Below are 23,619 nucleotides of genomic sequence, written 5' to 3'. Positions count from 1 at the left end.
TGCCGATTCTGCGGAATCAGTTGAAGACCGGCCGCTGCGGTGCGAGGATCGCATCATGGCGTCCTCGAAGAAGCACCCCCCACTGGACGATGTCGCGAAGACGATCATCGAACTGCTGCAGGAGGACGGGCGACGCTCGTACTCCGACATCGGGCGAGAGGTGGGGCTCAGCGAAGCCGCCGTCCGCCAGCGCGTGCAGCGGCTCACCGAGTCCGGCGTGATGCAGATCGTCGCAGTGACCGATCCGATGCAGCTCGGCTTCCCCCGGCAGGCCATGATCGGCGTCCGCGTCTCGGGCGACACGAGGGTCGTGGCCGAGGCCATCGCCGAGATCGCCGCCATCGACTACGTCGTCATCACCGTCGGCTCGTTCGACATCCTCGCCGAGGTCGTCTGCGAGGACGACGAGGACCTCCTCGCCCTCATCAACGATCACATCCGCCCGATCGACGGTGTCCTGTCGACCGAGACCTTCATCTACGCCAAGCTGCAGAAGCAGCTCTACAACTGGGGGACCAGATGAGCACGCAACGCCCGACACCGTCCGAGGCCGAACTCCAGACCATGGCCAAGGACCACCTGTGGATGCACTTCACACGGCAGTCCACGATGGAGAAGAGCGGGGTCCCGATCATCGTCAAGGGCGACGGTCACCGCATCTGGGACTCGAAGGGCAAGGAGTACTTCGACGGCCTCGCCGGACTCTTCGTCGTCAACGCCGGCCACGGCCGCCGTCGCCTCGCCGAGGCCGCGGCGAAGCAGGCTTCCGAGCTGTCGTTCTTCCCGCTGTGGTCGTATGCGCACCCGGCGGCCATCGAGCTCGCCGACCGACTCGCGGCCGAGGCGCCCGGCGACCTGAACCGGGTGTTCTTCTCGACGGGCGGCGGCGAGGCGGTCGAGACCGCGTTCAAGCTCGCGAAGCACTACTGGAAGCTGATGGGCAAGCCCACCAAGCACAAGGTCATCTCGCGATCGGTCGCCTATCACGGCACCCCTCAGGGCGCACTGGCCATCACCGGCATCCCGGCGATGAAGTCCATGTTCGAGCCCGTCACCCCGGGTGGGTTCCGCGTGCCGAACACCAACTTCTACCGCGCGGCCGAGATGGGCGGCCCGAGCGACGACCTCGAGGCCTTCGGTCGCTGGGCCGCCGACCGCATCGAGGAGATGATCCTGTTCGAGGGCGCCGACACGGTCGCCGCGGTCTTCCTCGAGCCGGTGCAGAACTCGGGCGGATGCTTCCCGCCTCCTCCCGGTTACTTCGCCAGAGTGCGCGAGATCTGCGACCGCCACGACGTGCTGCTCGTGTCGGACGAGGTCATCTGCGCGTTCGGTCGTCTGGGCCACACCTTCGCGTGCACGGGCCTCGGCTACGTGCCCGACATGATCACGTGCGCCAAGGGCATGACGAGCGGCTACTCGCCCATCGGCGCGACCGTCATCAGCGACCGGATCTACGAGCCGTTCTCGAAGGGCGACGTGTCGTTCCCGCACGGCTACACGTTCGGCGGGCATCCGGTCTCGGCGGCCGTGGCCCTCGAGAACCTCGCGATCTTCGACGAGGAGGGGCTCAACGAGCACGTGCGCGAGAACTCGCCCCTGTTCCGCGCCGAGCTCGAGAAGCTCCTCGACATCCCGATCGTGGGCGATGTGCGCGGAGACGGCTACTTCTTCGGCATCGAGCTCGTGAAGGACAAGGCGACGCGGGAGACCTTCGACGACGACGAGTCCGAGCGGCTGCTGCGCGGCTTCCTCTCCCCCGCCCTGTTCGAGGCCGGGCTCTACTGCCGTGCCGACGACCGCGGCGACCCCGTGATCCAGCTCGCACCGCCGCTGACGGTGGGACCCGCGGAGTTCCGTCAGATCGAGCAGATCCTGCGGAGCGTGCTCACCGACGCCCAGTCGGTGCTCTGACTCAGTCGGTCACCGCGGTGCGCCGCCTCGCGAGGAGCGCGAGGTGGAGCGCCGCGATCGTCTCGCCGTCGTCGAGGTCGGCACCGAGCAGATCGCCGATCAGCGTGAGGCGCTGATAGAACACCGACCGCGACAGGTGACTCGCGGCGGCCGCCGCCGAGCGGTTGCCCGGGTGTGCGACGAGAGCCGCGAGCACGGCGAGCAGGTCGCCGCGACGCTCTCGGTCGTGACGGATCAGCGGCGCCAGCATCCGCTCGCTGTGCTCGTGCAGCCGGTGATCGTCGCGCAGCGTGGCGACGAGCCTCTCGAGCGGGCGATCGTCGACCCGCCGCACTCTGGCCCCCGCCTCGGCGCGGTCGCTGTCGGCGAGGTCGCGCGCGGCGCGCAGCGAGCCGAGCAGTCCGACGACGTCATCGGCGACCGGGCCGACGAACACCGCGCGGTCGGGACCGGCGATGCGCAGCACGACCTCGTCGGACAGCACTGCGGATGCCGGAAGTGACAGCAGAGCGACGTCGTCGCCCTCGACCCTGGCCGCCATGACGGCGAACCCCGCCTGCCGTGCGCGATACGCGAGCTCGCTGATCGACGCCGACCCTCGGGCGACGATCCCGTGGCACTGCCGGTCGGCGAGGGCGAAACCGCCGGCACGCAGCCGCGCGTCGATGTCGTCGGCCTTCGCGAAGCGCGCCCCCAGCAGATCATCGATCACCGTGCGCTGCGCGAGCAGCGACCATTCGGTGTCGCCGCCGTCGGCGATGCAGCCGAACGCGAGGGCCGTCGCCCCCTGTTCGAGCACCGTGACCCGCCCGGCGGGGTGAGCCGGTCCCGGCTGGACGAGCAGCGTGCCCCAGCGCACTCCCCGCGCCTGCACCGGCACCCGCTCGGCGTCGCCACGCGAGCTCAGGACGTCGGCGATCGGAGAGTCGAGCCCCTCGGCCGCGATCACCTCACCTGCGAGGTTCTCCAGGATCACCGGTGCGCGCAGCGCCCGCGCGGTCTCGGACACCACGACATCGGCCGGCGCGCCCTGCAGGCTCAGCGCGGTGAAGAGCTCGTGCAGGTGCTGACGCTCGTGCAGCGCGTGCGTCTGCGCGGCGATGAGTGCATGATGCACCGCCTCGGTCACCGCGACGAACTTGACCTCTCGGGTCAACGCGATGAGCGCCAGTCCGACCGTCGCGCACAGGTCGACCAGCGGCTGGGGCACCGCCTCCCGGGCTGTGCCGAGCTCGAACACGATGCCGGCGATGCCCGCGCGGTGCAGGCTGGTCGCGAAGTCCCGCAGCTGCTCGACGTCGCTCGGCCACCCGGCTCCCGTGGTCAGCAGCAACTCGCCGCCGTCGAGAAGCCGCGCGACGTCCGGGCTGTCGGAGACATGCACCCACCGCACGGCGACATCGAGAGCGGCGCCCCCCACGAGCACCGACGGGCCGCCCTGCTGCACGGCGGGCTCGGAGAGCACGTCGGAGACGCTGAGAAACGTGCTGCCGTCCGGACGTTCTGTCCGACCCAGCTCGAAGTCGCTACGTTCTGACACCTGTTCGCCCTCTCGTGCTCTGTGATCATGGGAGAGAACCCAGCGTATCGCTGCTCGGTCAGAGTGTTCGATACGGATCACGCAGCACGAAGGAGCCCCGTGGACATCGTCCGTCACCTCATCAATGGAGCAGAGACCGCCGACGCGGCGCGCACGGGACAGGTCTTCGACCCGGCCACCGGTCAGGTGTCGAAGCAGGTCGCCTTCGCGTCGACCGCCGAGGTCGACCAGGCCATCGCCGCCGCGGCATCCGCTCTGCCCGCCTGGCGCGAGACGAGCCTCATCAAGCGCGCCGACGTCTTCTTCCGCCTGCGTCAGCTGCTCAAGGAGCGCACACCCGAGCTCGCGGCGATCGTCACCTCGGAGCACGGCAAGGTGCTCTCGGACGCCGCCGGCGAGGTCTCGCGCGGCATCGAGAACGTCGAGTTCGCCGCCGGCCTCGTGCACCTGCTCAAGGGAGAGCGCAGCGAGCAGGTCTCGCGCGGCGTCGACGTGCACTCGGTCAAGCAGCCCGTCGGGGTCGTCGCGGCGATCACGCCGTTCAACTTCCCCGTCATGGTGCCGCTGTGGATGGTCGCCTCGGCGATCGCCTGCGGCAACACGGTCGTGCTCAAGCCGAGCGAGAAGGACCCGTCGGCGGCCATCTGGATCGCGAAGCTCTTCCAGGAGGCAGGACTGCCCGACGGCGTGCTCAATGTCGTGAACGGCGACAAGGAGGCCGTCGACGCGCTGCTCGAGTCGCCGCGGGTGAACGCGATCAGCTTTGTCGGATCGACCCCGATCGCCCGCTCCATCTACCAGCGGGCGGCGAACGCGGGTAAGCGCGTGCAGGCTCTGGGCGGCGCGAAGAACCACATGGTCGTGATGCCGGATGCCGACATCGACGCCGCGGCCGACGCCGCGGTCTCGGCCGCATACGGCTCGGCCGGCGAGCGCTGCATGGCCGTCTCGGTGCTGGTCGCGGTGGGAGACATCGCCGACGACCTGGTCACAGCGATCGCCTCGCGCATCGACGGACTCACGATCGGCGCGGGCACGGATGCCGCGAGCGAGATGGGCCCGCTCATCACCCGCGAGCACCGCGACCGCGTCGCCTCCTACGTGACCGGCGCCACCGCGGAGGGTGCGACCGTCGTGGTCGACGGCACGACGAAGGAGTTCGACTCCGACGGCTTCTTCATCGGGGTCAGCCTCATCGATCGGGTCGCTCCCGGAATGAAGGTCTACGACGACGAGATCTTCGGCCCGGTGCTCTCGGTCGTGCGCGTCGAGACCTATGCCGAGGCCGTCGAGCTCGTCAACGCGAACGCGTACGGCAACGGCACCGCGATCTTCACCCGCGACGGCGGCACCGCCCGTCAGTACGAGTTCGACATCGAGGTCGGCATGGTCGGCGTCAACGTGCCGATCCCCGTGCCGATCGGCGCCTACTCGTTCGGCGGCTGGAAGGACTCGCTCTTCGGCGACTCGCACATCTACGGACCCGAGTCGGTGCACTTCTACACTCGGTCGAAGGTGGTCACGACGCGCTGGCCCGACCACACGCCCTCGCAGATCGACCTGGGCTTCCCGAGCAACCACTGAGCTCCCGAGCAGACACTGAGAACCGAGACACGAGACATGACGAACTTCATCGATCGCCACGGCGCATCGCATCCGCTCCCCGCCCCCGAGGCCGAGGCGCAGGTGCGGGCGGACGACCGCGGCCACGTCTTCCATTCCTGGAGCGCCCAGGGACTCATCGATCCGCTGCCCGTCGCCGCGGGTGAGGGCTCGACGTTCTGGGACTACGCCGGCAACGCCTACCTCGACTTCTCGAGTCAGCTGGTGAACCTCAACCTGGGGCACCAGCATCCCGACCTCGTGGCCGCGATCCAGCAGCAGGCGGGTCGCCTCTCGACCATCCAGCCGGCGATGGCCAACGACGTGCGGGGCGAGCTCGCCCGACTCATCGTCGAGGTCGCGCCCGAGGGCTTCGAGAAGGTCTTCTTCACCAACGGCGGCGCCGAGGCCAACGAGTACGCCGTGCGCATGGCGCGCCAGTCGACGGGCCGCCACAAGGTGCTGTCGATGTACCGCAGCTATCACGGGTCGACCTCCACGGCGATCTCGCTGACGGGTGATCCTCGCCGGTGGGCGAACGGCACACCGGATTCCGGAGCCGTGCGCTTCTTCGGGCCCTACCTCTACCGCTCGCCGTTCCACGCCGAGACGCCGGAGCAGGAGTCCGAGCGCGCCCTCGCCCACCTCGAGCAGACCATCCAGCTCGAAGGACCCTCGACGATCGCGGCGATCATCATCGAGACCGTCGTCGGCACGAACGGCGTGCTCGTGCCGCCGCCCGGCTACCTGCAGGGCGTGCGCGAGCTGTGCGACCGCTACGGCATCGTCTACATCGCGGACGAGGTCATGGTCGGCTTCGGCCGTCTTGGCGAGTGGTTCGGCATCGACGCGTACGACGGGCGTCCCGACCTGATCACCTTCGCGAAAGGCGTGAACTCCGGGTACGTGCCGCTCGGCGGCGTCGTCATCTCCGAGCGCATCGCGAAGGCCTTCGACACCACGCCGTTCGCGGGAGGGCTCACGTACTCCGGGCATCCGCTCGCGTGCGCCGCGGGCGTCGCGACCTTCGAGGTGTTCCGCCGCGACGGCATCCTCGAGCGGGTGCGCGACCTCGGCGAGCGCATCGTCGAGCCGACCCTGCGCCGCTGGGTCGACACCCATCCGAGCGTCGGAGAGGTGCGCGGCCGCGGGCTCTTCTGGGCCGTCGAGCTGGTGCGCGACAAGGAGACGCGCGAGCCGCTCGTGCCGTTCAACGCCAGCGGAGCGGATGCCGCGCCCGTCGCCGCCTTCGCCGCCGCCGCCAAGAAGGCGGGTGTCTGGCCGTTCACGCACTTCAACCGCATGCACGTGGCACCGCCGCTCGTGATCGGCGAGGACGATCTCATGCGCGGTCTGGCCGTGCTCGACGAGGCTCTCGCCGTGGCCGACGAGGCAGCCACGAGCTGACAGTGCCGTGAGGCGCAGCCGCTGCTGCGCGGGTTCAGATCAGGAATCCGCGCAGCAGCGCTTCGGAACCGGCGAGGTGATCGCGCATCGCCGCCTCGGCGACGTCGGGCCGCCCGGCGAGGATCGCCGTCACGATCTGCTCATGCTGCTCACCCGAGTGCTGGATGTTGCGCGGCATCAGCGGGAACGTGTCGAGCCACGCATTGACGTCGGCCCGGTTCTCGGCGACCAGCGCGACGAGCGAGGGGATGCCGGCCGCCTCCGCGATCGCGAGGTGCAGCAGCGTGTCGAGACGCCGATACTCCTCGGGCCCGGCGGGCAGCGCGGCCTCATGTCGCGCCCACAGGTCGGCGCGGGTCGCGGCATCCAGCGTCCGGCTCGCCGCAGCCCGCACTGCTCCCGTCTCGAGCACCCGCCGCAGCCCCAGCACATCGTCGATCTCGTCCGCCGTGACCTCCCCGGCATCCGAGGGCTGGGGCAGCGGATCGGCGATGAACGTGCCGCCGTACCGCCCCCGCTTGGGCACCAGGTATCCGGTGTCGGCGAGTTCGCGGATCGCCTCGCGCACGGTGTCGCGACTGACGCCGAACGAGGCGGCGAGCTCTCGTTCCGGCGGCAGCGACTCCCCCGGGGCGACGACGCCGAGGCGGATGGTCTGCACGAGGCGAGCCACCGCATCCTCGAGGGCGTTGCCTCGGCGAAGCGGCCGGTAGACCGCCCGGCGCACCTCGACGAGATCGCCGTCGGAAGGGTGCTCGCTCATGCTTTCACCTTGTCACAGTGACATGGTCCCGCTTCACAGCGGGGTGACGTAGGCGTTCGTGATGCCGCCGTCGACGACGAAGGCGCTGGCGGTGATGAACGATGAGTCGTCCGAGGCGAGGAAGGCCACAGCGGCGGCCAGCTCGGACGGCTCGGCGAAGCGCCCCATCGGCACGTGCACGAGTCGTCGCTGCGCACGCTCGGGATCCTTGGCGAACAGCTCCTGCAGCAGCGGCGTGTTCACCGGCCCGGGGCACAGCGCGTTCACCCGCACGCCCTGTCGCGCGAACTGCACGCCGAGCTCGCGCGACATCGCCAGCACACCGCCCTTCGACGCGGTGTAGCTGATCTGCGAGGTCGCCGACCCCAGCAGGGCGACGAACGACGCGGTGTTGATGATCGATCCGCGACCCGCCGGCACCATGTGGCGCAGTGCCGCACGGCTGCACAGGTACACGCTCTTCAGGTTCACGTCCTGCACGCGATCCCAGGCCGGCAGCTCGGTCGTCTCGATCGAGTCGTCGTCGGCGGGCGAGATGCCGGCGTTGTTGAAGGCGATGTCGATACGGCCGAACTCCGCGGCGACGCCGTCGAAGAGCGTGTTCACCATGGTCTCGTCGGCCACGTCGACGGGACGGAACGCACCGCCCACCTCGGCCGCCGCCTTCTCGCCCGTGGCGGGGTCGACGTCGGCGATGACGACGAACGCGCCTTCGGCCGCGAAGCGCTGAGCGGTGGCGAAGCCGATCCCGCTCGCCCCTCCGGTGATGATCGCGACGCGGTCCTTGAGGCGCTGGGTCAGATCGATGGTCATGTGTGCTCTCCGTTGCAGGTGGGGATGGTCGGGCCGGGTGTCGCTGGTCAGGATTCGTCTGTCGCGAAGAAGACGTTCTTGGTCTCGGTGAAGTGCTCTGCGGCGTCGGGACCGAGCTCGCGCCCGAGTCCGGATGCCTTCATGCCGCCGAACGGCGTCGCGTAGCGCACCGACGAGTGCGAGTTCACCGAGAGCACGCCGCTCTGCACGCCGCGCGAGACGCGCACGGCCCGTCCGAGGCTCTCGGTCCAGATCGACCCGGCGAGACCGTAGGCGGTGTCGTTCGCCAGGCGGATCGCATCGGCCTCGTCCTCGAACGGCATCACCGCGACGACCGGGCCGAACACCTCCTGCTGGGCGATCCGGTCGGACGGGTCGGCGAGCACCACGGCGGGCGCGAACCAGAATCCGTCGCCGCTCGGAGCGCTGCCGCGGAACGCGATGTTCGCGTCGTCGAGGAACCCCGACACGGTGTCGCGATGCGCGGCAGAGATGAGCGGCCCCATGTCGGTGTCGGCACTCGACGGGTCGCCCACACGCCACGCCCTGACCGCGGGTTCGAGCATCTCGAGGAACCGGTCGTACACCGATCGCTGCACGAGCAGCCGGCTGCGGGCGCAGCAGTCCTGGCCCGCGTTGTCGAACACCGAGCCGGGCACCGCGGCGACGGCCTTCTCGAGGTCGGCGTCGGCGAAGACGATGTTGGCGCTCTTGCCGCCGAGCTCGAGCGTCACGGGCTTGAGCGCGCGAGCGCATCCGGCGGCGACCTCGATGCCGACCTCGGTCGACCCGGTGAACACGACCTTGCGGACGTCGGGGTGCTCGACGAGCCGCTGCCCGACGACCGAACCCGATCCGGTGACGACCTCGAAGAGTCCCGCGGGCAGCCCGGCCTCGCGGGCGAGCTCGCCGAGTCGGATGGCTGTCAACGGCGTGAGCTCCGCGGGCTTCAGGACGACGGCGTTGCCTGCGGCGAGCGCCGGCGCGAACGCCCACGCCGCGATCGTCATCGGGAAGTTCCACGGCACGATGACTCCGACCACGCCGTAGGGGTCGTGGAAGGTGACGTCGAGTCCGCCGGCCACCGGGATCTGCCGACCCGAGAGTCGCTCGGGATCGGCCGAGTAGTAGTTGAGCACCTGCGCGACGTGCCCGGCCTCCCAGCGGGCCGAGCCGATCGGATGCCCGGAGTTCCGCACCTCGAGCTGTGCGAGCTCCTCCGTGGCCGCCTCGACCGCACGAGCGAAGGACCGCAGCGCGTCAGCCCGCGCGACCGGGGCGAGCGCGGCCCATCGGCGCTGCGCTGCGACCGCGCGGGCGATCGCGGCATCCGTCTCTCCGATGTCGGCGCGCACGATCTCACGGATCGCGGCACCGGTCGACGGGTTGATGACTGTGAACGCGCTCATCGGGCGTCCTCCTTCCGCCCTGCGGCGAACGCACGGGCCTGTGAGACGAGATCGGTGAAGAGCCGCCGATCCTCGGCGTTCTCCTCGGGGTGCCATTGGACGCCGACGATGTGGCCGGCTGACGTGTCGACGAAGGCCTGCACGAGGCCGTCGTCCGAATGCGCGGCGGCGACGAGCCCCTCGCCGAGACGGTCGACCCCCTGGTGGTGGTAGCTGTGCACCCGCATCTCGGTCTCGCCGATGATGTCGGCGAGGGGGGTGTCGGTCGACACCGCGACGTCGTTCTCGGCGAAGACACCGCCGCCGATGCGGTACTTCTCGGTGCCGAGCGACTCGGGCAGGTGCTGCTGCAGGGTTCCGCCGCGGGCGACGTTCACGAGCTGCAGACCGCGGCAGATGGCGAGCACCGGGATGCCACGACGCTCGGCCGCCTGGAAGAGCGCGAGCTCCCACGCGTCGCGGTCCACCCTCGCGGGGTCGGTGAGCGGATGCCGGTCCTCGCCGTAGAGCTCGGGGGCGACGTCCGCGCCACCCGAGAGCACGAGTCCGTCCATCCCCGAGATCGCCGCGTCCGCGGCATCCGGATCCTGGGGCGGGAGAAGAAGGGCGATGCCGCCGGAGGAGGTCACGCTCGTGAGGTACTGCTCCGGCAGGAACGCGGCCTTGACATCCCACACCCCCTGCTGCGCGCGCTCGAGATAGGTCGTGACGCCGATCAGCGGCGCGGGGTCAGAGGCGCTCGAAGCCACGGATGCGCTCCCAGTCGGTGACGGCCGCGTCGTAGGCTTCCACCTCGATGCGGGCCTGGTTCAGATAGTGCTCGACCACGTCGTCGCCGAACGCCGCCCGCGCGATGGTCGATTCGCTGAACAGCTTCGCCGCCTCGCGCAGGGTGGTCGGCAGGTGGTCGACCGCATCCTCGTAGGCGTTGCCGGTGAAGCGCTCGGGCAGCGGCAGTTCGTTCTCGATGCCGTGCAGACCGCCCGCGATGATCGCCGAGATCGCGAGGTACGGGTTCACATCTCCGCCGGGCACCCGGTTCTCGACCCGCAGCCCCGATCCATGGCCGACTACCCGCAGAGCGCAGGTGCGGTTGTCGATGCCCCATGCCACACCGGTCGGCGCGAAGCTGCCCTTCGCGAAACGCTTGTACGAGTTGATGTTGGGCGCGAGCAGCAGGGTGAATTCGCGCAGAGTGGCGAGGATGCCGGCGATCCAGTGCTCCATGACGGGACTGAAGCCGTGCTCGCCGTCGCCTGCCATGACCGGGGCACCCGACTCGTCGCGGAGCGACAGGTGGATGTGACAGCTGTTGCCCTCCCGCTCGTTGAACTTGGCCATGAACGTGAGCGCCTTGCCGTGCTGCTCGGCGATCTCCTTCGCGCCGTTCTTGTAGATCGCGTGCTGGTCGGCGGTCTCCCGCACCTCCGCATAGCGGAACGCGATCTCTTGCTGACCGAAGTTGCATTCGCCCTTGACCCCCTCGCAATAGAGCCCGGCACCATCCATGCTGTTGCGGATGTCGCGCAGCAGCGGCTCCATGCGGGTCGAGGCGAGCAGGTTGTAGTCGACGTTGTAGTCGGTCGCGGGTGTCAGCCCGTCGTACTTGCGCGCCCAGGCGTCGCGGTAGGTGTTGTCGAAGACGATGAACTCGAGCTCGGTGCCCGAGTACGCGGTCCAGCCCCGCTCGGCGAGGCGGTCGCGCTGGCGATCGAGGATCGCCCGGGGCGAGGGCCCGACGGGTTCGCCGTTCTGCCACACGAGATCGGACATGACCAGCGCGGTGCCCTCGAGCCACGGGATGTTGCGCAGGGTCTCGACGTCGGGCTTCAGCACCATGTCTCCGTAGCCGCGGTCCCACCCCGACATCGCATAGCCGTCGACGGTGTTCATGTCGACGTCGACCGACAGCAGGTAGTCGCAGGCCTCGGCCCCGTGAGCCAGGATGTCCTCCTGGAACAGCCGCGCCGACACGCGTTTGCCGACCAGTCGCCCCTGCGCATCCGCGAAGGCCACGATCACCGTGTCGATCTCACCGGCGGCGATGCCGGCATCCAGCTGTTCGATGCTCAGGTTGCCCGACATCTGACGCTCCGTTCTCGTGCGGTGAAGCGATCGGCCGACCGGCTTCGCCCTCAGAGTAGATCAACTCGTCGTTTAAAGGTAGACGAAACCACCATTGACTGTCACAATCATCCGCAAGGTGCACCCGGCGCCTGCACGCATGCGAACGGAGAGCGGATGTCCCAGCAGAGCAATGAATCCCGCAAGGTCGCCGGAGCGACCTATACACGTGCCGGGAGTGACTACTTCGAGAAACGGACGCTGAAGAGGTCGGCCGGCGTCTGGGGCCTGTGGGGTCTGGCGGTCGCCGCGGTGATCTCGGGCGACTTCTCCGGCTGGAACTTCGGCATCGACTTCGCGGGTTTCGGCGGGATGCTGATCGCGTTCGCCATCCTCGTGGCGATGTACTACGGCATGATCTTCGCGATCGGCGAGATGGCGGCCGCGATGCCGCATACCGGCGGCGCGTACTCCTTCGCCCGCTCGGCCATGGGTCCGTGGGGCGGTCTCGTCACCGGAGCCGCCGAGACCATCGAGTACGTCGCGACCACGGCGGTGATCGTCTACTTCTCGGCGTCGTATGCCAACGGCATCACGAGCGAGCTGCTCGGCCTCGAACTGCCAGGCTGGGTCTGGTACCTCATCCTCTACGTCGTCTTCATCGCCCTGAACTCCGCGGGCGCCGCCATCTCGTTCCGCTTCGCGATCGTCGTCTCCGTGATCTCCATCGGCATCATCCTGGTGTTCTCCGCCATGGCGATCTTCTCCGGCGCGTTCTCGTGGGATGCCCTGTGGGACATCGTCCCCGACGAGGGCCAGACCGCGTTCCTTCCGCACGGCGTCCTGCCGATCCTGTTCGCGCTGCCGTTCGCGATGTGGTTCTTCCTCGGCATCGAGGAGCTCCCGCTCGCGGCCGAGGAGTCGCACAACCCGACCCGCGACATCCCGAAGGCAGGATTCTGGGCCCGCGGCACCCTGATCGTCACCGGACTCCTGGTGCTGTTCCTGAACACCGGCGTGATCGGCGCCGAGGCCACCGGCACCGCCGGTGAGCCGCTGCTCGACGGCTTCCGCGCGATCGTCGGCGACCAGCTCGCCGCCGTGCTCGCGCTGTTCGCCCTCATCGGCCTGCTCGCGTCGCTGCAGGGAATCATGTTCGCCTACGGACGCAACATGTACTCACTGTCCCGCGCCGGCTACTACCCCCGCTTCCTCTCGCTCACCGGAAAGCGGCAGACCCCGTGGGTCGCGCTCACTGTCGGCGCGGCGGTCGGCTTCGTCGCCCTGATCGTGCTCGACGTGCTCACCGCCGTCGACTCGGAGGGTGCCGGAACGGTCGCCGGCGCGATCGTGCTGAACATCGCCGTCTGGGGAGCCGTCGTCGCCTATGGACTGCAGCTCGTGTCGTTCATCATCCTGCGCAAGAAGTTCCCGAACGTCGACCGTCCGTACGTCAGCCCGTGGGGCATCCCCGGCGCGGTGATCGCCCTGGTGATCGCGGCACTGATCTTCGTGGGCTTCCTGCTCAACCCGACGTTCGGCCCGGCGATCATCGCGATCGCGATCGTCTACGCGATCATCCTGCTCGGATTCGGCCTGTTCTTCCGGCACCGCCTCGTGCTCTCGCCCGAAGAGGAGTACGCGCTGTCAGGCGGTTCGCACGGCGACCCGCAGGCCGAGGGCTACGACGCCATGGAGGGCGAGGTGTTCGGCGGCGGACGCTGACCCGGGGGGGGGGAGGAGCGCGGCGCTACTTGCGGTCGAAGTCGAACGCCTTGAGCAGCTCGTCGACGGCCTTGTCGCGCTCCTCCCCGCCCTCGTCGAACATGTGCGTCACGTGCGTGCGCAGATGGTTCTCGAGCAGCAGGCGGTTGAGGGACTCGAGCGAGCGCTGGATCGCGCGGGACTGCGTGATGATGTCCATGCAGTACTCCTCGCTCTCGATCATCCGCGCGACTCCGCGCATCTGACCCTCGAGGATGCTGGTGCGGTGCAGCGCACGCTTCTTGATGTCTTCGATCACGATTCGAGGGTACTCGGATCCTGCCTCGGTCGGCCCGAGAACGGGTTGAGGACAGCGAGTCCCGGGATGTCGAAGTCTCTCTCGTTGCGGGTGACCAGCGTCAGTCCGTGGTGCAGCGCGGTGGCCGCGATGAGCGAGTCGCCGAGCGGACGCCGGTTCGGCACTTGGATGGCTGCGGTGATCTGAGCGATCGCCTGCGTCACCTCGAGAGCGGGGTGCACCAGTCCGCTTCTGACCGAGTCCAGCCACCGTTCCAGAGACGCGGCGGCGACGGCATCCCGTCTCCGCGCCAGGAGGACGCCGCGCTCGAGTTCGAGCCCGGTGATCACGCTGATGTGCATGGACTCCCGAGCCGTCGCGCCGAACCACCGCGCCACGCCGAGGTCGGGCCTGGGCCGACGGATCTCCGAGATCACGTTCGTGTCGACCAGGAACGGTGTCACAGGTCGATCTCTCGTCCGAAGTCACGCGATCTGTCGGCGGCGATCTCGTCCATGATCTGACCGAAGACGTCATCGGGATCCGCCCCCTCAGGGAGGGGCCGGACGACGTCCAGGAAGCATCGCGTGTCCTCCGTCAGAGCGGCGGGCCGGAGGCGTTCGTACTCTCCGATGCTCAGCAGTACGTAGGCGGGCTCGCCACGTCTCGTGATCATCACGGGCTGCCCGTCGGCGACGCGCTGAGCGCGCGCGACGGACTGGTTGAACTCTCGAGCGGTCATGGTGAACACGATGGACCCCGTTTCGAACTGTAGTGAGAGTACTACACAGCGTGGACTCGGTGAAGGGCGAACGGACCGGACGCTGCAAGCCGACCTCAGCGAGGACTCCCCGTGAAAGGATGACGTCATGCCGCGAACCCCGATGGCGCTCCTGTCGCCCGCAGACCAGGTACGACTTCGCGCTCTTCGACGCATGAAGGCGGTGGCTCTCGGCGCCCTGATCTTCATGGCCGTCGTGTTCGTGATCGCGTTCGCCTTCCAGGAGCGTCAGCCGTGGTTGGCCTACGTCCGCGCCGCCGCCGAGGGCGGCATGGTGGGTGCTCTCGCCGACTGGTTCGCCGTGACCGCGCTCTTCCGTCGGCCGCTGGGGCTGCCCATTCCGCACACCGCGATCATCCCGAACCGCAAAGACGAGATCGGCCGCACGCTGGGCGAGTTCGTCGAGACGAACTTCCTCGAGGCGAGCGTCGTGCGCACCAAGCTCGCGAGCACGGCGATCGCGAAGCGAGCCGGTGAATGGCTGCGTGAGCCCGCCCACGCCGAACGCGTGGCGGCCGAGGGGGCGACGATCGCGACCGCCGTCCTGAACGCTCTCAGCGACGACGACGTGCGCGACCTCATCACCGACCTCGCCCGCGAGCACCTCGTCTCTCCCGAGTGGGGACCGCCCGCCGGCGCCTGGCTCGAGAAGATCGTCGAGGCCGATGCGCATCACGGGGCGGTCGACCTCGCCGCCGACAGCATCGGCCGCTGGCTGGATGCGAACGCCGAGTCGTTCTCGGGACTCATCTCGCGCAGGCTCCCCGGGTGGGTGCCGAAGCTCGCCCACCGATTCGTCGACGACACCGCCTACAACGAGGCGGTCAAGTTCGTCCGCGCCGTGCAAGCCGACCCGAAGCATCCGGCACGCATCGCCGTCGACGGCTACCTCGCCCGCCTCGCCGACAGCCTGCAGAACGACCCCGCGACGAGGGCCAAGCTCGAGAACGCCAAGGCATCGCTGTTCGACAGCCCCCGCGTGGGCGCCCTCGCCGCCGAGGCCTGGGACACGGCGAAGAACGGACTGCTCACCGCCCTCGCCGACCCCGAGAGCGGTCTGCGTGTGCGCGCGGCGCAGGCACTGCAGGAGATCGGCGACAGGCTCACGACGGATGCCGCGCTGCAGCACCGCGTCGACACGTGGGTGTCGGATGCCGCGGTGTTCCTCGTCGACCGCTACCGCCACGACATCGCGTCGATCATCACCGACACCGTCGAGCGGTGGGACCCGGTCGAGACGACCGAGAAGATCGAGCTCATGGTCGGCCGCGACCTGCAGTACATCCGTCTGAACGGCACGTTCGTCGGCGCGCTCGCGGGCCTGGCGATCTTCACGATCGCGCACCTGCTGATCCCCGGGGTCTGAGCAGCGCGGACGGCATCGCACCCTCCGGGTGAGGGCCTGTGGAGGCGCGGCCGCGCCACTGCTAGCGTGCACCTCACTCGCGCAGGTCGCACGGGGACCCCCTCTGGCATGCCGGCATCCCTCGAAGGAGGAGTCATGGACTCGCTGCTCTCCGCGAACCTGGTCTGGTCGGTGCTCGCGATCGCGGCGTTCTGCATCAACGTGCTCGCGCTGATCTACATCCCGCGCGATCGCAAGCCCACCGCGGCGATGGCGTGGCTGCTGCTCGTGTTCCTGCTTCCTTTCATCGGCATCGCGCTCTACCTGCTGATCGGAGACTTCCGGCTGCCGAAGAAGCGCCGTGACGAGCAGCAGCGCATCACGGCGATGATCGCCGAGCGCGCCCTCGACCTTCCGGATGCCGAGGCTCCGCGGTGGCTGCAGCGTGTCGCGCAGCAGAATCACGCCCTCACCGGCCTGCCGATGGTCGGTGCCTCGTCGGCGCAGCTGATCGACGACTACCAGGCATCGATCGACGCGATGGCCGCAGCCATCGACTCCGCCGAGCGATACGTGCACGTGGAGTTCTACATCGCGGCGCGCGACGAGACGACCCGCGGCTTCTTCGACGCGATGGAGAGGGCCGTCGCCCGCGGGGTGACGGTGCGCCTGCTGGCCGACTACATCGCCTCGCGCAAGATCCCGAAGTCGGAGGAGACCTTCGCGGAGCTCGACAGGGTCGGCGTGACGTGGGCATGGATGCTGCCGGTTCGCCCGCTCAAGGGCGAGTACCAGCGCCCCGATCTGCGCAACCACCGCAAACTCGTCGTCGTCGACGGCCACGTCGGTTTCGTCGGCTCGCAGAATCTCATCTCCCGCGACTACAACTCGGAGAAGAACATCAGACGCGGCCTCATGTGGCAGGAGCTGGTGTCCCGCGTCGACGGACCGGTCGTCGCCCAGGTCGATGCGGTGTTCCTGTCGGACTGGCTCATCGAGACCGGCGAGGACCTGTCCGCGGTCGAACGCGTACCGGCCACCGCCGTCCCCGCACCTCCACCCGCCGATCTGCACTGCCAGATGGTGCCGAGCGGGCCGGCATACGGCACCGAGAACAACCTGCGGATGTTCCTCTCGCTCATCCACGGCGCGACCGAGAAGGTCATCCTGACGAGCCCGTACTTCGTGCCCGACGAGGCGATGATCTATGCCATCACCACGGCATGCCAGCGCGGACTCGACGTGCAGCTGTTCGTATCGGAGCTCGGCGACCAGGCGATGGTCTATCACGCACAGCGGTCGTACTACGAGACGCTGCTGCGAGCCGGAGTGCGCATCTTCCTCTACCCCGCGCCGTACATCCTGCACGCCAAGCACTTCTCGATCGACGACGACATCGCCGTCATCGGCTCGAGCAACATGGACATCCGCTCCTTCAGCCTCAACTCCGAGATGTCGCTGCTGGTGCGGGGCGGGTCCTTTGTCGCGCAGATGCGCCAGGTCGAGCAGAAGTACCGCGCCGCCGGGCGGGAGCTGACACTCGACGAGTGGCTGCGCGAGCCTGCGAAGTCGACCTTCCTCGACGGCCTGTTCCGGCTGACATCGGCGCTGAACTGAGTGGCGCTCTCCCGACGCCGTGTCAGCGGGACGCGAGCGCCGCGAGCATCTCGAGCACGCACAGCGCGGCGAGCCTCACCGTGCGCAGGTCGTCGGTGTCAGCGGTCGCATCGACCTCGGCGATGTCGGCGCTGACCACACGCGGGTCGCCGACGATCGCGCGCACGAGGTGGCGCAGCTCCCACGCGGCGAAGCCGCCGGGAACGGATGCCGGGCAGCCCGGCGCCGCGGAACGGTCGGCCGCGTCGACGTCGACGTCGAGGTGGATGCGGGCGGCGGCACCCGCTCCGGCGATGCGCGTCGCCTCCGCGACGACGTCCTCGATGCCCCGGCGGCGAACCTCGTCGAGCGTGATCACGCGGATTCCCCACCCGGCAGCACGCGCCGCGTAGGCGGCGGAGTTCGCGAAGTCCGCGATGCCGATCTGGACGATCCTCGTCGGGTCGATCCTCTCGCCGTCGGGCGCGTCTTCGATCAGCCGACGGACGGGCGATCCGTTCGAGATGCCGTCACGCAGATCGAAGTGCGCGTCGATGGTGATGAGTCCGGTAGCCCCGGCACCGCGCGCGACCGGATAGGTCAGGGCGTTGTCGCCCCCGAGTGCGATGACGAGACGGGTGGCGTCAGCGAGCTCGCGCACGCGCCGGACGGTGGTCGCGATGCCGTCCTCGCCGTCCGGCTCGTCGACGTCCCCGGCATCGAGCACGCGGAGTGCCGCCCCGAGATCGACCACGGGCGGCCCCATGAGCGTCGCGCTGTACCGGGTGAGCGCCTCGCGGATTGCGGCGGGCGTCGCGTGTGCTCCGGTCGGTGACAGCGAGGTGCGCCAGGTCGGCACGCCGAGCAGCACGGCATCCGCGTCATCCCCTGTCTCGAACCCGGGCCAGGAGCCCGCGCGCGGCCAGAGCTCATCGTGCGACAGTGCCATGATTCGTCCCCTCTGCCGTTCCGGATGCTGCGAAGACCCCGACGCCGTCCTTCCACACCCGCTCGACGAGCGGGACTCCGGGTCGATAGGCGAGATGGATGCGGGTCGGCGCTGACAGCAGCACGAGGTCCGCCCGCGCGCCCGGCGTGATCACGCCGACATCGTCGCGGCGCAGCGCCAGAGCGCCCCCGGCGGTCGCCGCCCACACCGCTTCGGCGGGGGTCAGGCCCATGTCGCGCACCGCGAGCGCGATGCAGAACGGCATCGACGACGTGAAGCTCGATCCCGGATTCGTGTCGCAGGCGATCGCCACGGTCACGCCCGCGTCGATGAGTCGTCGCGCGTCGGGATACGGCTGGCGCGTCGAGAACTCCACCCCGGGGAGCAGCGTGAGCACCGTGTCGGATGCTGCCAGCGCCTCGATGTCGGAGTCGGTCAGGTAGGTGCCGTGGTCGACGGATGCCGCGCCGAGGTCGACGGCGAGGCGTACTCCCTCACCCGGGCCGAGCTGACTCGCGTGCACTCGGGGAACGAGCCCCTGTGCGATGCCCGCCTCGAGCACCCTTCGCGACTGCTCGACCGAGAACGCACCCGTCTCACAGAACACGTCGATCCACTTCGCATGCGGAGCGCACGCGTCGAGCATCGGCCCTGTCACCAGGTCGACGTACTCGTCCGCGCGGTCGGCGTACTCCACCGGCACCACGTGCGCTCCGAGGAAGGTGACCTCGGGCGTGACTTCCGCCGCGAGGCGCACCAGGCGCTCCTCGTCTCGCACGCTCAGGCCATAGCCGCTCTTGATCTCGACCGTCGTGGTGCCCTGGGCGAGCATCTCGTCGACGAATCCCCGCAGACGCGCGCGCAGCTCGTCGTCGCTCGCCGCTCGTGTCGCGACCACGGTCGAGCGGATGCCGCCGGCGGCGTATCGCTGCCCCGCCATCCGGGCCTCGAACTCCGCGGCGCGGTCGCCTCCGAAGACCAGGTGGCTGTGGCTGTCGACGAAACCGGGGATGACGGCGCGACCCGCCGCGTCGAGGACGACGTCGGCCTCCGGCGCATCCGCGGCGGACCCGACCCATGCGATCCGCTCGCCGTCGATGAGCACGGCCGCGTCGACGAGCGTGCCGAAGCGGTCGCCGTCGGGCGAGGCGACGTTGGTCGTCAGCTCGGCGATGTGCGTGATCAGCGAGGTGCTCACAGCATCGGCACCTTGAGTCCACGCTCACGGGCGATGTCCCGAGCGTGCTCGTATCCGGCGTCGACATGGCGCATGACGCCGGTGCCCGGATCGTTGGTGAGCACGCGTTCGAGCTTCTCGGCGGCGAGCGCCGATCCGTCGGCGACGCTCACCTGCCCTGCATGGATCGAGCGCCCGATGCCGACTCCGCCGCCATGGTGCAGCGACACCCACGATGCACCGGATGCCGTGTTGAGCAGCGCGTTCAGCAGGGGCCAGTCGGCGATCGCATCCGAGCCGTCCTTCATGGCCTCCGTCTCACGATACGGCGACGCCACGGAGCCGGAGTCGAGGTGGTCGCGGCCGATCACGATCGGCGCGGCCAGCTCCCCCGAGGCCACCATCTCGTTGAACCTGAGGCCGGCGAGGTGGCGCTCCTTGTATCCGAGCCAGCAGATGCGCGCGGGCAGGCCTTCGAAGTGCACCTTCTCGCCGGCCTTCTCGAGCCAGCGGTGGAGAGCCTTGTCTTCGGGGAACAGCTCGGCGATCGCACGGTCGGTCTTGTAGATGTCCTCGGGGTCGCCCGAGAGCGCCGCCCAGCGGAAGGGTCCGCGACCCTCTTCGAACTGCGGGCGGATGTACGCCGGCACGAAGCCCGGGAACTCGAAGGCGCGATCGAATCCGCCGAGCTGCGCCTCGGCCCGGATCGAGTTGCCGTAGTCGAAGACCGCGGCCCCGGCATCCTGGAACGCGACCATGGCCGCGACATGCTGAGCCATGGACTCGCGCGAGCGGCGGGTGAACTCCTCCGCATCCCGCTCGGCCTCGGACTTCCAGTCGGCGACGGCCATGCCGACCGGCAGGTAGGCGAGCGGGTCGTGCGCGCTGGTCTGATCGGTGACGATGTCGATCGGCACCCCGCGGCGCAGCAGCTCGGGGAAGACCTCGGCCGCGTTGCCGACCACGCCCACCGAGAGCGCTTCGCCCGCATCCTTCGCCGCGACCACCCGCGCGATCGCCGCATCGAGATCGGTGGTGTACTCGTCGAGGTAGCCGTGCTGCACACGACGGGCGAGACGCGACTCGTCGACGTCGACGATCAGCACGGCGCCGTCGTTGAGCGTCACCGCGAGCGGCTGAGCGCCGCCCATGCCACCCGCACCGCCGGTCAGCGTCAGCGTTCCCTTGAGCGAGTCCTTGCCGAGCGAGCGGGCGACCGCGGAGAACGTCTCGTACGTGCCCTGCAGAATGCCCTGGGTGCCGATGTAGATCCACGACCCCGCGGTCATCTGGCCGTACATGATCAGACCGAGCTCTTCGAGCTTGCGGAACTCGGGCCAGTTGGCCCAGTCGCCCACGAGGTTCGAGTTGGCGATCAGCACGCGCGGCGCCCACTCGTGCGTGCGGAAGACGCCGACCGGCTTGCCCGACTGCACGAGCAGCGTCTCGTCCGGCTCGAGCTCATCGAGCGTGCGGACGATCGCGTCGTACGCCTCCCAGCTGCGCGCCGCCTTGCCCGTGCCGCCGTAGACGACGAGGTCTTCGGGGTGCTCGGCGACCTCGGCGTCGAGGTTGTTCATCAGCATCCGCTTCGCCGCCTCCGCACCCCAGCTCTTGGCGGTGCGCTGGTTGCCACGGGCGGCGCGAACCGTGCGCGGCCCGGTGGTCGGAGTCGTATCCGTCGTGATGTCAGTCATTCGCGTGCTCCTTTGCGATGCGGGCGATGGCGCCGGACTGCACGAGTGCAGTCACGGCCTCCATGTCGGGTGAGAGGAATCGGTCGGGTCCGGGGCCCGCGGCGACCGTGCGCACCAGGTCGCGCACCGCTCCGGTCGCGGGGCCGGCCTGCAGCGGAGCGCGCAGATCCAGCGCACGAGCACCGGTGAGCACCTCGATCGCGATGACACGGCCGAGGCCGTCGATCGCGCGGCGCAGCTTGCGAGCAGCAGCCCACCCCATCGATACGTGGTCCTCCTGCATCGCCGAGGACGGGATGGAATCGACGGATGCCGGAACGGCGAGCCGCTTGAGCTCCGAGACGATTCCGGCCGCCGCGTACTGCGCGATCATCAGCCCCGAGTCGACACCGACCTCGTCGGCGAGGAAGGGAGGCAGCCCGTGGTTGCGTGCCGGATCGAGCGCCCGGTCGGTGCGCCGCTCGGAGATGGAGGCCACGTCGGCCACCGAGATGGCCAGGAAGTCCAGCACCGCTGCGACCGGTGCACCGTGGAAGTTGCCGTTCGACTCGATGCGCCCATCGACCGTGATCACCGGGTTGTCGATGACGCTGGCGAGCTCGCGCTCGGCGATGGTCGATGCGTAGCCCATCGTGTCGTGCGCGGTGCCGTGGACCTGCGGCGAACAGCGCAGGGAGTATGCGTCCTGCACGCGCCCGTCCTCCGGTCCCTTGTGGCTGTGCACGATCGGCGAATCGTTCAGGAAGGCCCGCAGGTTCGCCGCCGACTCGGCCTGGCCGGACTGGGGACGCAGCGCCATGAGGTCGGCCGCGAAGACGGCATCCGTGCCCAGCTGCGACTCGACCGACATCGCCGCCGCCATGTCGGCCGTCACGAGCAGCGTCTCGAGGTCGTGCAGCGCCAGCACGAGCATGCCGAGCATGCCGTCGGTGCCGTTGATGAGCGCGAGGCCCTCCTTCTCGACGAGAGTGAGGGGGTGGATGTCGGCTGCGGCCAGCGCGTCGGATGCCGGGATGAGCGTGCCCTCGGCGTCACGCACATCGCCCTCTCCCATCGCCGCGAGTGCGATGTGCGCGAGCGGGGCGAGGTCACCGGAACACCCCAGCGATCCGTATTCGCGCACGATCGGGGTGATGCCCGCGTTCAGCAGAGCAGCGTAGGTCTCGACCACGACGGGGCGAACACCCGTGCGGCCGGAGGAGAGCGTCTGAAGGCGCAGCAGCTGCAGGCCGCGGACGACCTCGCGTTCGACCTCGGCGCCGGTGCCGGCCGCGTGCGAGCGGATGAGACTCGCCTGCAGCTGAAGGCGGCGGTCGGGGGCGATGAACGTCGTCGCGAGCGCGCCGAAACCCGTCGAGACGCCGTAGTGCGGGTGCGGATCTGCCGCGAGTCCGTCGATCACGCGCCGCGTCCCCGCGACCCGGTCGAGAGCGGCGGAGCTGATCGTGACGCTCGCGCCATGGCGCGCCACCGCGACGACGTCGGCGGGGCTCAGGGGTGCATCGCCGATGAGGACGGCGGGAAGATCGGTCATGTCTCGATTCCACACCCGACGGGTCGCGCGTGGCAGGCGATCGTGACATCCTGTGTCTGTGATCCCAGACAACATGGAGGCCGCCGCGCAGGTGCCCGCCGCCCACAACACGCTGCGGATCCTGAGCTATCTGGCCGGACGCCCCGCGCCCGTCGCCGCCTCGGCGATCGCCCGCGAACTCGAGCTGCCCCGGTCGACCATCTATCACCTGCTCACGACCCTCGCTGCGCACGGGTTCGTGCTGCACATGAAGGAAGACCGGCGCTGGGGCCTCGGCACCTCGGCATTCGAACTCGCCGGCGGATACGCGCGGCAGCAGCCGCTCGCGCGCATCGGGCGGCCTCTTGTGGCCGCCCTCTCAGATCGTCTCGGGGAGAGCACCCACCTGGCGGTGATGAGCGGCGGCGACGTGCTCTATATCGTCGAGGAGCGCGCTCCCCGACGGCAGGCTCTCGTGACGGATGTCGGCGTCCGCTTGCCTGCGCACCTCACCGCCTCGGGGCGGGCCATGCTGGCTGCGCTCCCCCGCGAGCAGGTGCGTGCGCTATATCCGAGCGCGTCTGCGTTCCCCGACCGTACGGGACGCGGCCCCAGGAAGCCGGGCGAACTGCGCGAGCTGCTGCGCACCGTTCGTGAACGCGGCTATGCGACCGAGGACAGCGAGGTGGCAGACGGACTGCGCAGCGTCGGCGCCGTCGTCCGCGATCATGCGGGCTGGCCTGTGGCCGCGGTCGCAGTGACCTGGGCCGGCGGCGAGCTCGATGAGCGTATCCTCGCGGACGCCGTGATCGAGACGGCGTCCGTACTCGAGTCACGGCTCAAGCGCTGACGCTGCGCATTCTCTGCTGCGCCCGGTCAGTCGACGACTGCGCTTGCGCTTGCGCACACGTTAACGCAGAAAAGCCACCCAACATTGGGTGGCTTTTCTGTGTAAAAGAAGTCCGGCGGTGTCCTACTCTCCCACAGGGTCCCCCCTGCAGTACCATCGGCGCTGTGAGGCTTAGCTTCCGGGTTCGGAATGTAAAC

The 23,619-nt window shown here is 69.2% G+C and carries 21 protein-coding genes and 1 rRNA gene; 8 read left to right on the top strand and 14 right to left on the bottom strand.

Features of this window, described 5'->3' with window-relative positions; translation table 11 throughout:
- The first annotated feature begins 55 nt into the window (after positions 1–55).
- Together ACIPV5_RS13515 and ACIPV5_RS13510 are read left to right on the top strand one after the other, a co-directional pair.
- Entirely contained in the window at positions 56–523 is a 468-nt protein-coding gene (locus tag ACIPV5_RS13515) for an Lrp/AsnC family transcriptional regulator (RefSeq protein WP_053097793.1), read from the top strand.
- Positions 520–1,914: an aspartate aminotransferase family protein gene (locus tag ACIPV5_RS13510; RefSeq protein WP_053097794.1), complete on the top strand. Its 1,395-nt coding sequence runs from the start codon at positions 520–522 to the stop codon at positions 1,912–1,914. The genes ACIPV5_RS13515 and ACIPV5_RS13510 overlap by 4 nt, the downstream gene beginning before the upstream one ends.
- Before the next feature lies 1 nt (position 1,915).
- Here the strand turns inward: ACIPV5_RS13510 and ACIPV5_RS13505 are convergent, their stop codons facing one another.
- Positions 1,916–3,454 (bottom strand): PucR family transcriptional regulator ligand-binding domain-containing protein, encoded by a 1,539-nt coding sequence (locus ACIPV5_RS13505; protein WP_400341312.1) that lies wholly within the window; start codon positions 3,452–3,454, stop codon positions 1,916–1,918.
- Positions 3,455–3,553: 99 nt separating this feature from the next.
- On the opposite strand from ACIPV5_RS13505, the gene ACIPV5_RS13500 reads away from it, so the two are divergent.
- Together ACIPV5_RS13500 and ACIPV5_RS13495 are read left to right on the top strand one after the other, a co-directional pair.
- Positions 3,554–5,038 (top strand): CoA-acylating methylmalonate-semialdehyde dehydrogenase, encoded by a 1,485-nt coding sequence (locus ACIPV5_RS13500; RefSeq protein WP_072591932.1) that lies wholly within the window; start codon positions 3,554–3,556, stop codon positions 5,036–5,038.
- A 36-nt stretch (positions 5,039–5,074) separates the two neighbouring features.
- Positions 5,075–6,463, top strand: coding sequence for an aspartate aminotransferase family protein (locus ACIPV5_RS13495; RefSeq protein ID WP_400341310.1), 1,389 nt, complete (start codon positions 5,075–5,077; stop codon positions 6,461–6,463).
- Positions 6,464–6,497: 34 nt separating this feature from the next.
- Here ACIPV5_RS13495 and ACIPV5_RS13490 read toward each other — a convergent pair whose 3' ends face one another.
- From ACIPV5_RS13490 to ACIPV5_RS13470, 5 genes are read right to left on the bottom strand one after another with little or no spacing between them, the layout of a single operon-like run.
- A complete protein-coding gene (locus ACIPV5_RS13490; RefSeq protein WP_072591934.1) occupies positions 6,498–7,226 on the bottom strand; it encodes a FadR/GntR family transcriptional regulator in 729 nt (242 codons plus the stop codon).
- A gap of 33 nt (positions 7,227–7,259) precedes the next feature.
- Positions 7,260–8,039, bottom strand: coding sequence for a 3-oxoacyl-ACP reductase (locus ACIPV5_RS13485; protein WP_053097800.1), 780 nt, complete (start codon positions 8,037–8,039; stop codon positions 7,260–7,262).
- 47 nt (positions 8,040–8,086) lie between these two features.
- Positions 8,087–9,448: an aldehyde dehydrogenase family protein gene (locus ACIPV5_RS13480; protein ID WP_400341307.1), complete on the bottom strand. Its 1,362-nt coding sequence runs from the start codon at positions 9,446–9,448 to the stop codon at positions 8,087–8,089.
- The gene (locus ACIPV5_RS13475; protein WP_400341305.1) at positions 9,445–10,197 is read right to left on the bottom strand and encodes a gamma-glutamyl-gamma-aminobutyrate hydrolase family protein; all 753 of its coding nucleotides are present in this window, start codon (positions 10,195–10,197) and stop codon (positions 9,445–9,447) included. Before ACIPV5_RS13475 ends, ACIPV5_RS13480 begins: the two co-directional genes overlap by 4 nt.
- Entirely contained in the window at positions 10,178–11,533 is a 1,356-nt protein-coding gene (locus tag ACIPV5_RS13470; protein WP_053097806.1) for a glutamine synthetase family protein, read from the bottom strand. Before ACIPV5_RS13470 ends, ACIPV5_RS13475 begins: the two co-directional genes overlap by 20 nt.
- Before the next feature lie 156 nt (positions 11,534–11,689).
- On the opposite strand from ACIPV5_RS13470, the gene ACIPV5_RS13465 reads away from it, so the two are divergent.
- Positions 11,690–13,237, top strand: coding sequence for an amino acid permease (locus ACIPV5_RS13465; RefSeq protein ID WP_053097808.1), 1,548 nt, complete (start codon positions 11,690–11,692; stop codon positions 13,235–13,237).
- Positions 13,238–13,262: 25 nt separating this feature from the next.
- Here ACIPV5_RS13465 and ACIPV5_RS13460 read toward each other — a convergent pair whose 3' ends face one another.
- The 3 genes from ACIPV5_RS13460 to ACIPV5_RS13450 are packed head-to-tail and all read right to left on the bottom strand — an operon-like array spanning position 13,263 to position 14,256.
- Positions 13,263–13,535: a metal-sensitive transcriptional regulator gene (locus tag ACIPV5_RS13460; protein WP_053097810.1), complete on the bottom strand. Its 273-nt coding sequence runs from the start codon at positions 13,533–13,535 to the stop codon at positions 13,263–13,265.
- The gene (locus ACIPV5_RS13455) at positions 13,532–13,978 is read right to left on the bottom strand and encodes a type II toxin-antitoxin system VapC family toxin (RefSeq protein WP_400341303.1); all 447 of its coding nucleotides are present in this window, start codon (positions 13,976–13,978) and stop codon (positions 13,532–13,534) included. Before ACIPV5_RS13455 ends, ACIPV5_RS13460 begins: the two co-directional genes overlap by 4 nt.
- On the bottom strand, positions 13,975–14,256 hold the full coding sequence (locus ACIPV5_RS13450; RefSeq protein WP_400341301.1) for a type II toxin-antitoxin system prevent-host-death family antitoxin: 282 nt from the start codon (positions 14,254–14,256) through the stop codon (positions 13,975–13,977). Before ACIPV5_RS13450 ends, ACIPV5_RS13455 begins: the two co-directional genes overlap by 4 nt.
- 127 nt (positions 14,257–14,383) lie before the next feature.
- Here ACIPV5_RS13450 and ACIPV5_RS13445 point away from each other — a divergent pair, with 127 nt between their 5' ends.
- Positions 14,384–15,661, top strand: a complete 1,278-nt coding sequence (locus tag ACIPV5_RS13445) for a DUF445 domain-containing protein (RefSeq protein ID WP_053097814.1) — start codon at positions 14,384–14,386, stop codon at positions 15,659–15,661.
- Positions 15,662–15,796: 135 nt separating this feature from the next.
- Positions 15,797–17,257 (top strand): cardiolipin synthase, encoded by a 1,461-nt coding sequence (gene cls / locus ACIPV5_RS13440; protein ID WP_187250717.1) that lies wholly within the window; start codon positions 15,797–15,799, stop codon positions 17,255–17,257.
- A 22-nt stretch (positions 17,258–17,279) separates the two neighbouring features.
- Here cls and ACIPV5_RS13435 read toward each other — a convergent pair whose 3' ends face one another.
- Genes ACIPV5_RS13435 through hutH form a run of 4 tightly spaced genes read right to left on the bottom strand, consistent with a single transcriptional unit; the run spans position 17,280 to position 22,593 of the window.
- Positions 17,280–18,185: an arginase family protein gene (locus ACIPV5_RS13435; RefSeq protein ID WP_053097818.1), complete on the bottom strand. Its 906-nt coding sequence runs from the start codon at positions 18,183–18,185 to the stop codon at positions 17,280–17,282.
- Positions 18,166–19,383: an imidazolonepropionase gene (hutI, locus tag ACIPV5_RS13430; protein ID WP_400341298.1), complete on the bottom strand. Its 1,218-nt coding sequence runs from the start codon at positions 19,381–19,383 to the stop codon at positions 18,166–18,168. Before hutI ends, ACIPV5_RS13435 begins: the two co-directional genes overlap by 20 nt.
- Positions 19,380–21,059, bottom strand: a complete 1,680-nt coding sequence (gene hutU, locus ACIPV5_RS13425) for a urocanate hydratase (protein WP_400341297.1) — start codon at positions 21,057–21,059, stop codon at positions 19,380–19,382. The genes hutI and hutU overlap by 4 nt, the downstream gene beginning before the upstream one ends.
- Positions 21,052–22,593, bottom strand: coding sequence for a histidine ammonia-lyase (hutH, locus tag ACIPV5_RS13420; protein ID WP_400341295.1), 1,542 nt, complete (start codon positions 22,591–22,593; stop codon positions 21,052–21,054). Before hutH ends, hutU begins: the two co-directional genes overlap by 8 nt.
- Before the next feature lie 73 nt (positions 22,594–22,666).
- On the opposite strand from hutH, the gene ACIPV5_RS13415 reads away from it, so the two are divergent.
- Positions 22,667–23,422: an IclR family transcriptional regulator gene (locus tag ACIPV5_RS13415; RefSeq protein ID WP_400342147.1), complete on the top strand. Its 756-nt coding sequence runs from the start codon at positions 22,667–22,669 to the stop codon at positions 23,420–23,422.
- 110 nt (positions 23,423–23,532) lie between these two features.
- Here the strand turns inward: ACIPV5_RS13415 and rrf are convergent.
- A 5S ribosomal RNA gene (gene rrf, locus ACIPV5_RS13410) occupies positions 23,533–23,619 on the bottom strand; the annotation flags it as partial.

Source organism: Microbacterium sp. NPDC090014 (assembly GCF_044748285.1).
GTDB lineage: Bacteria > Actinomycetota > Actinomycetes > Actinomycetales > Microbacteriaceae > Microbacterium.
Note: the sequence above shows the minus strand (reverse complement) of the source record. Positions and strands in the feature narration are given on the sequence as shown.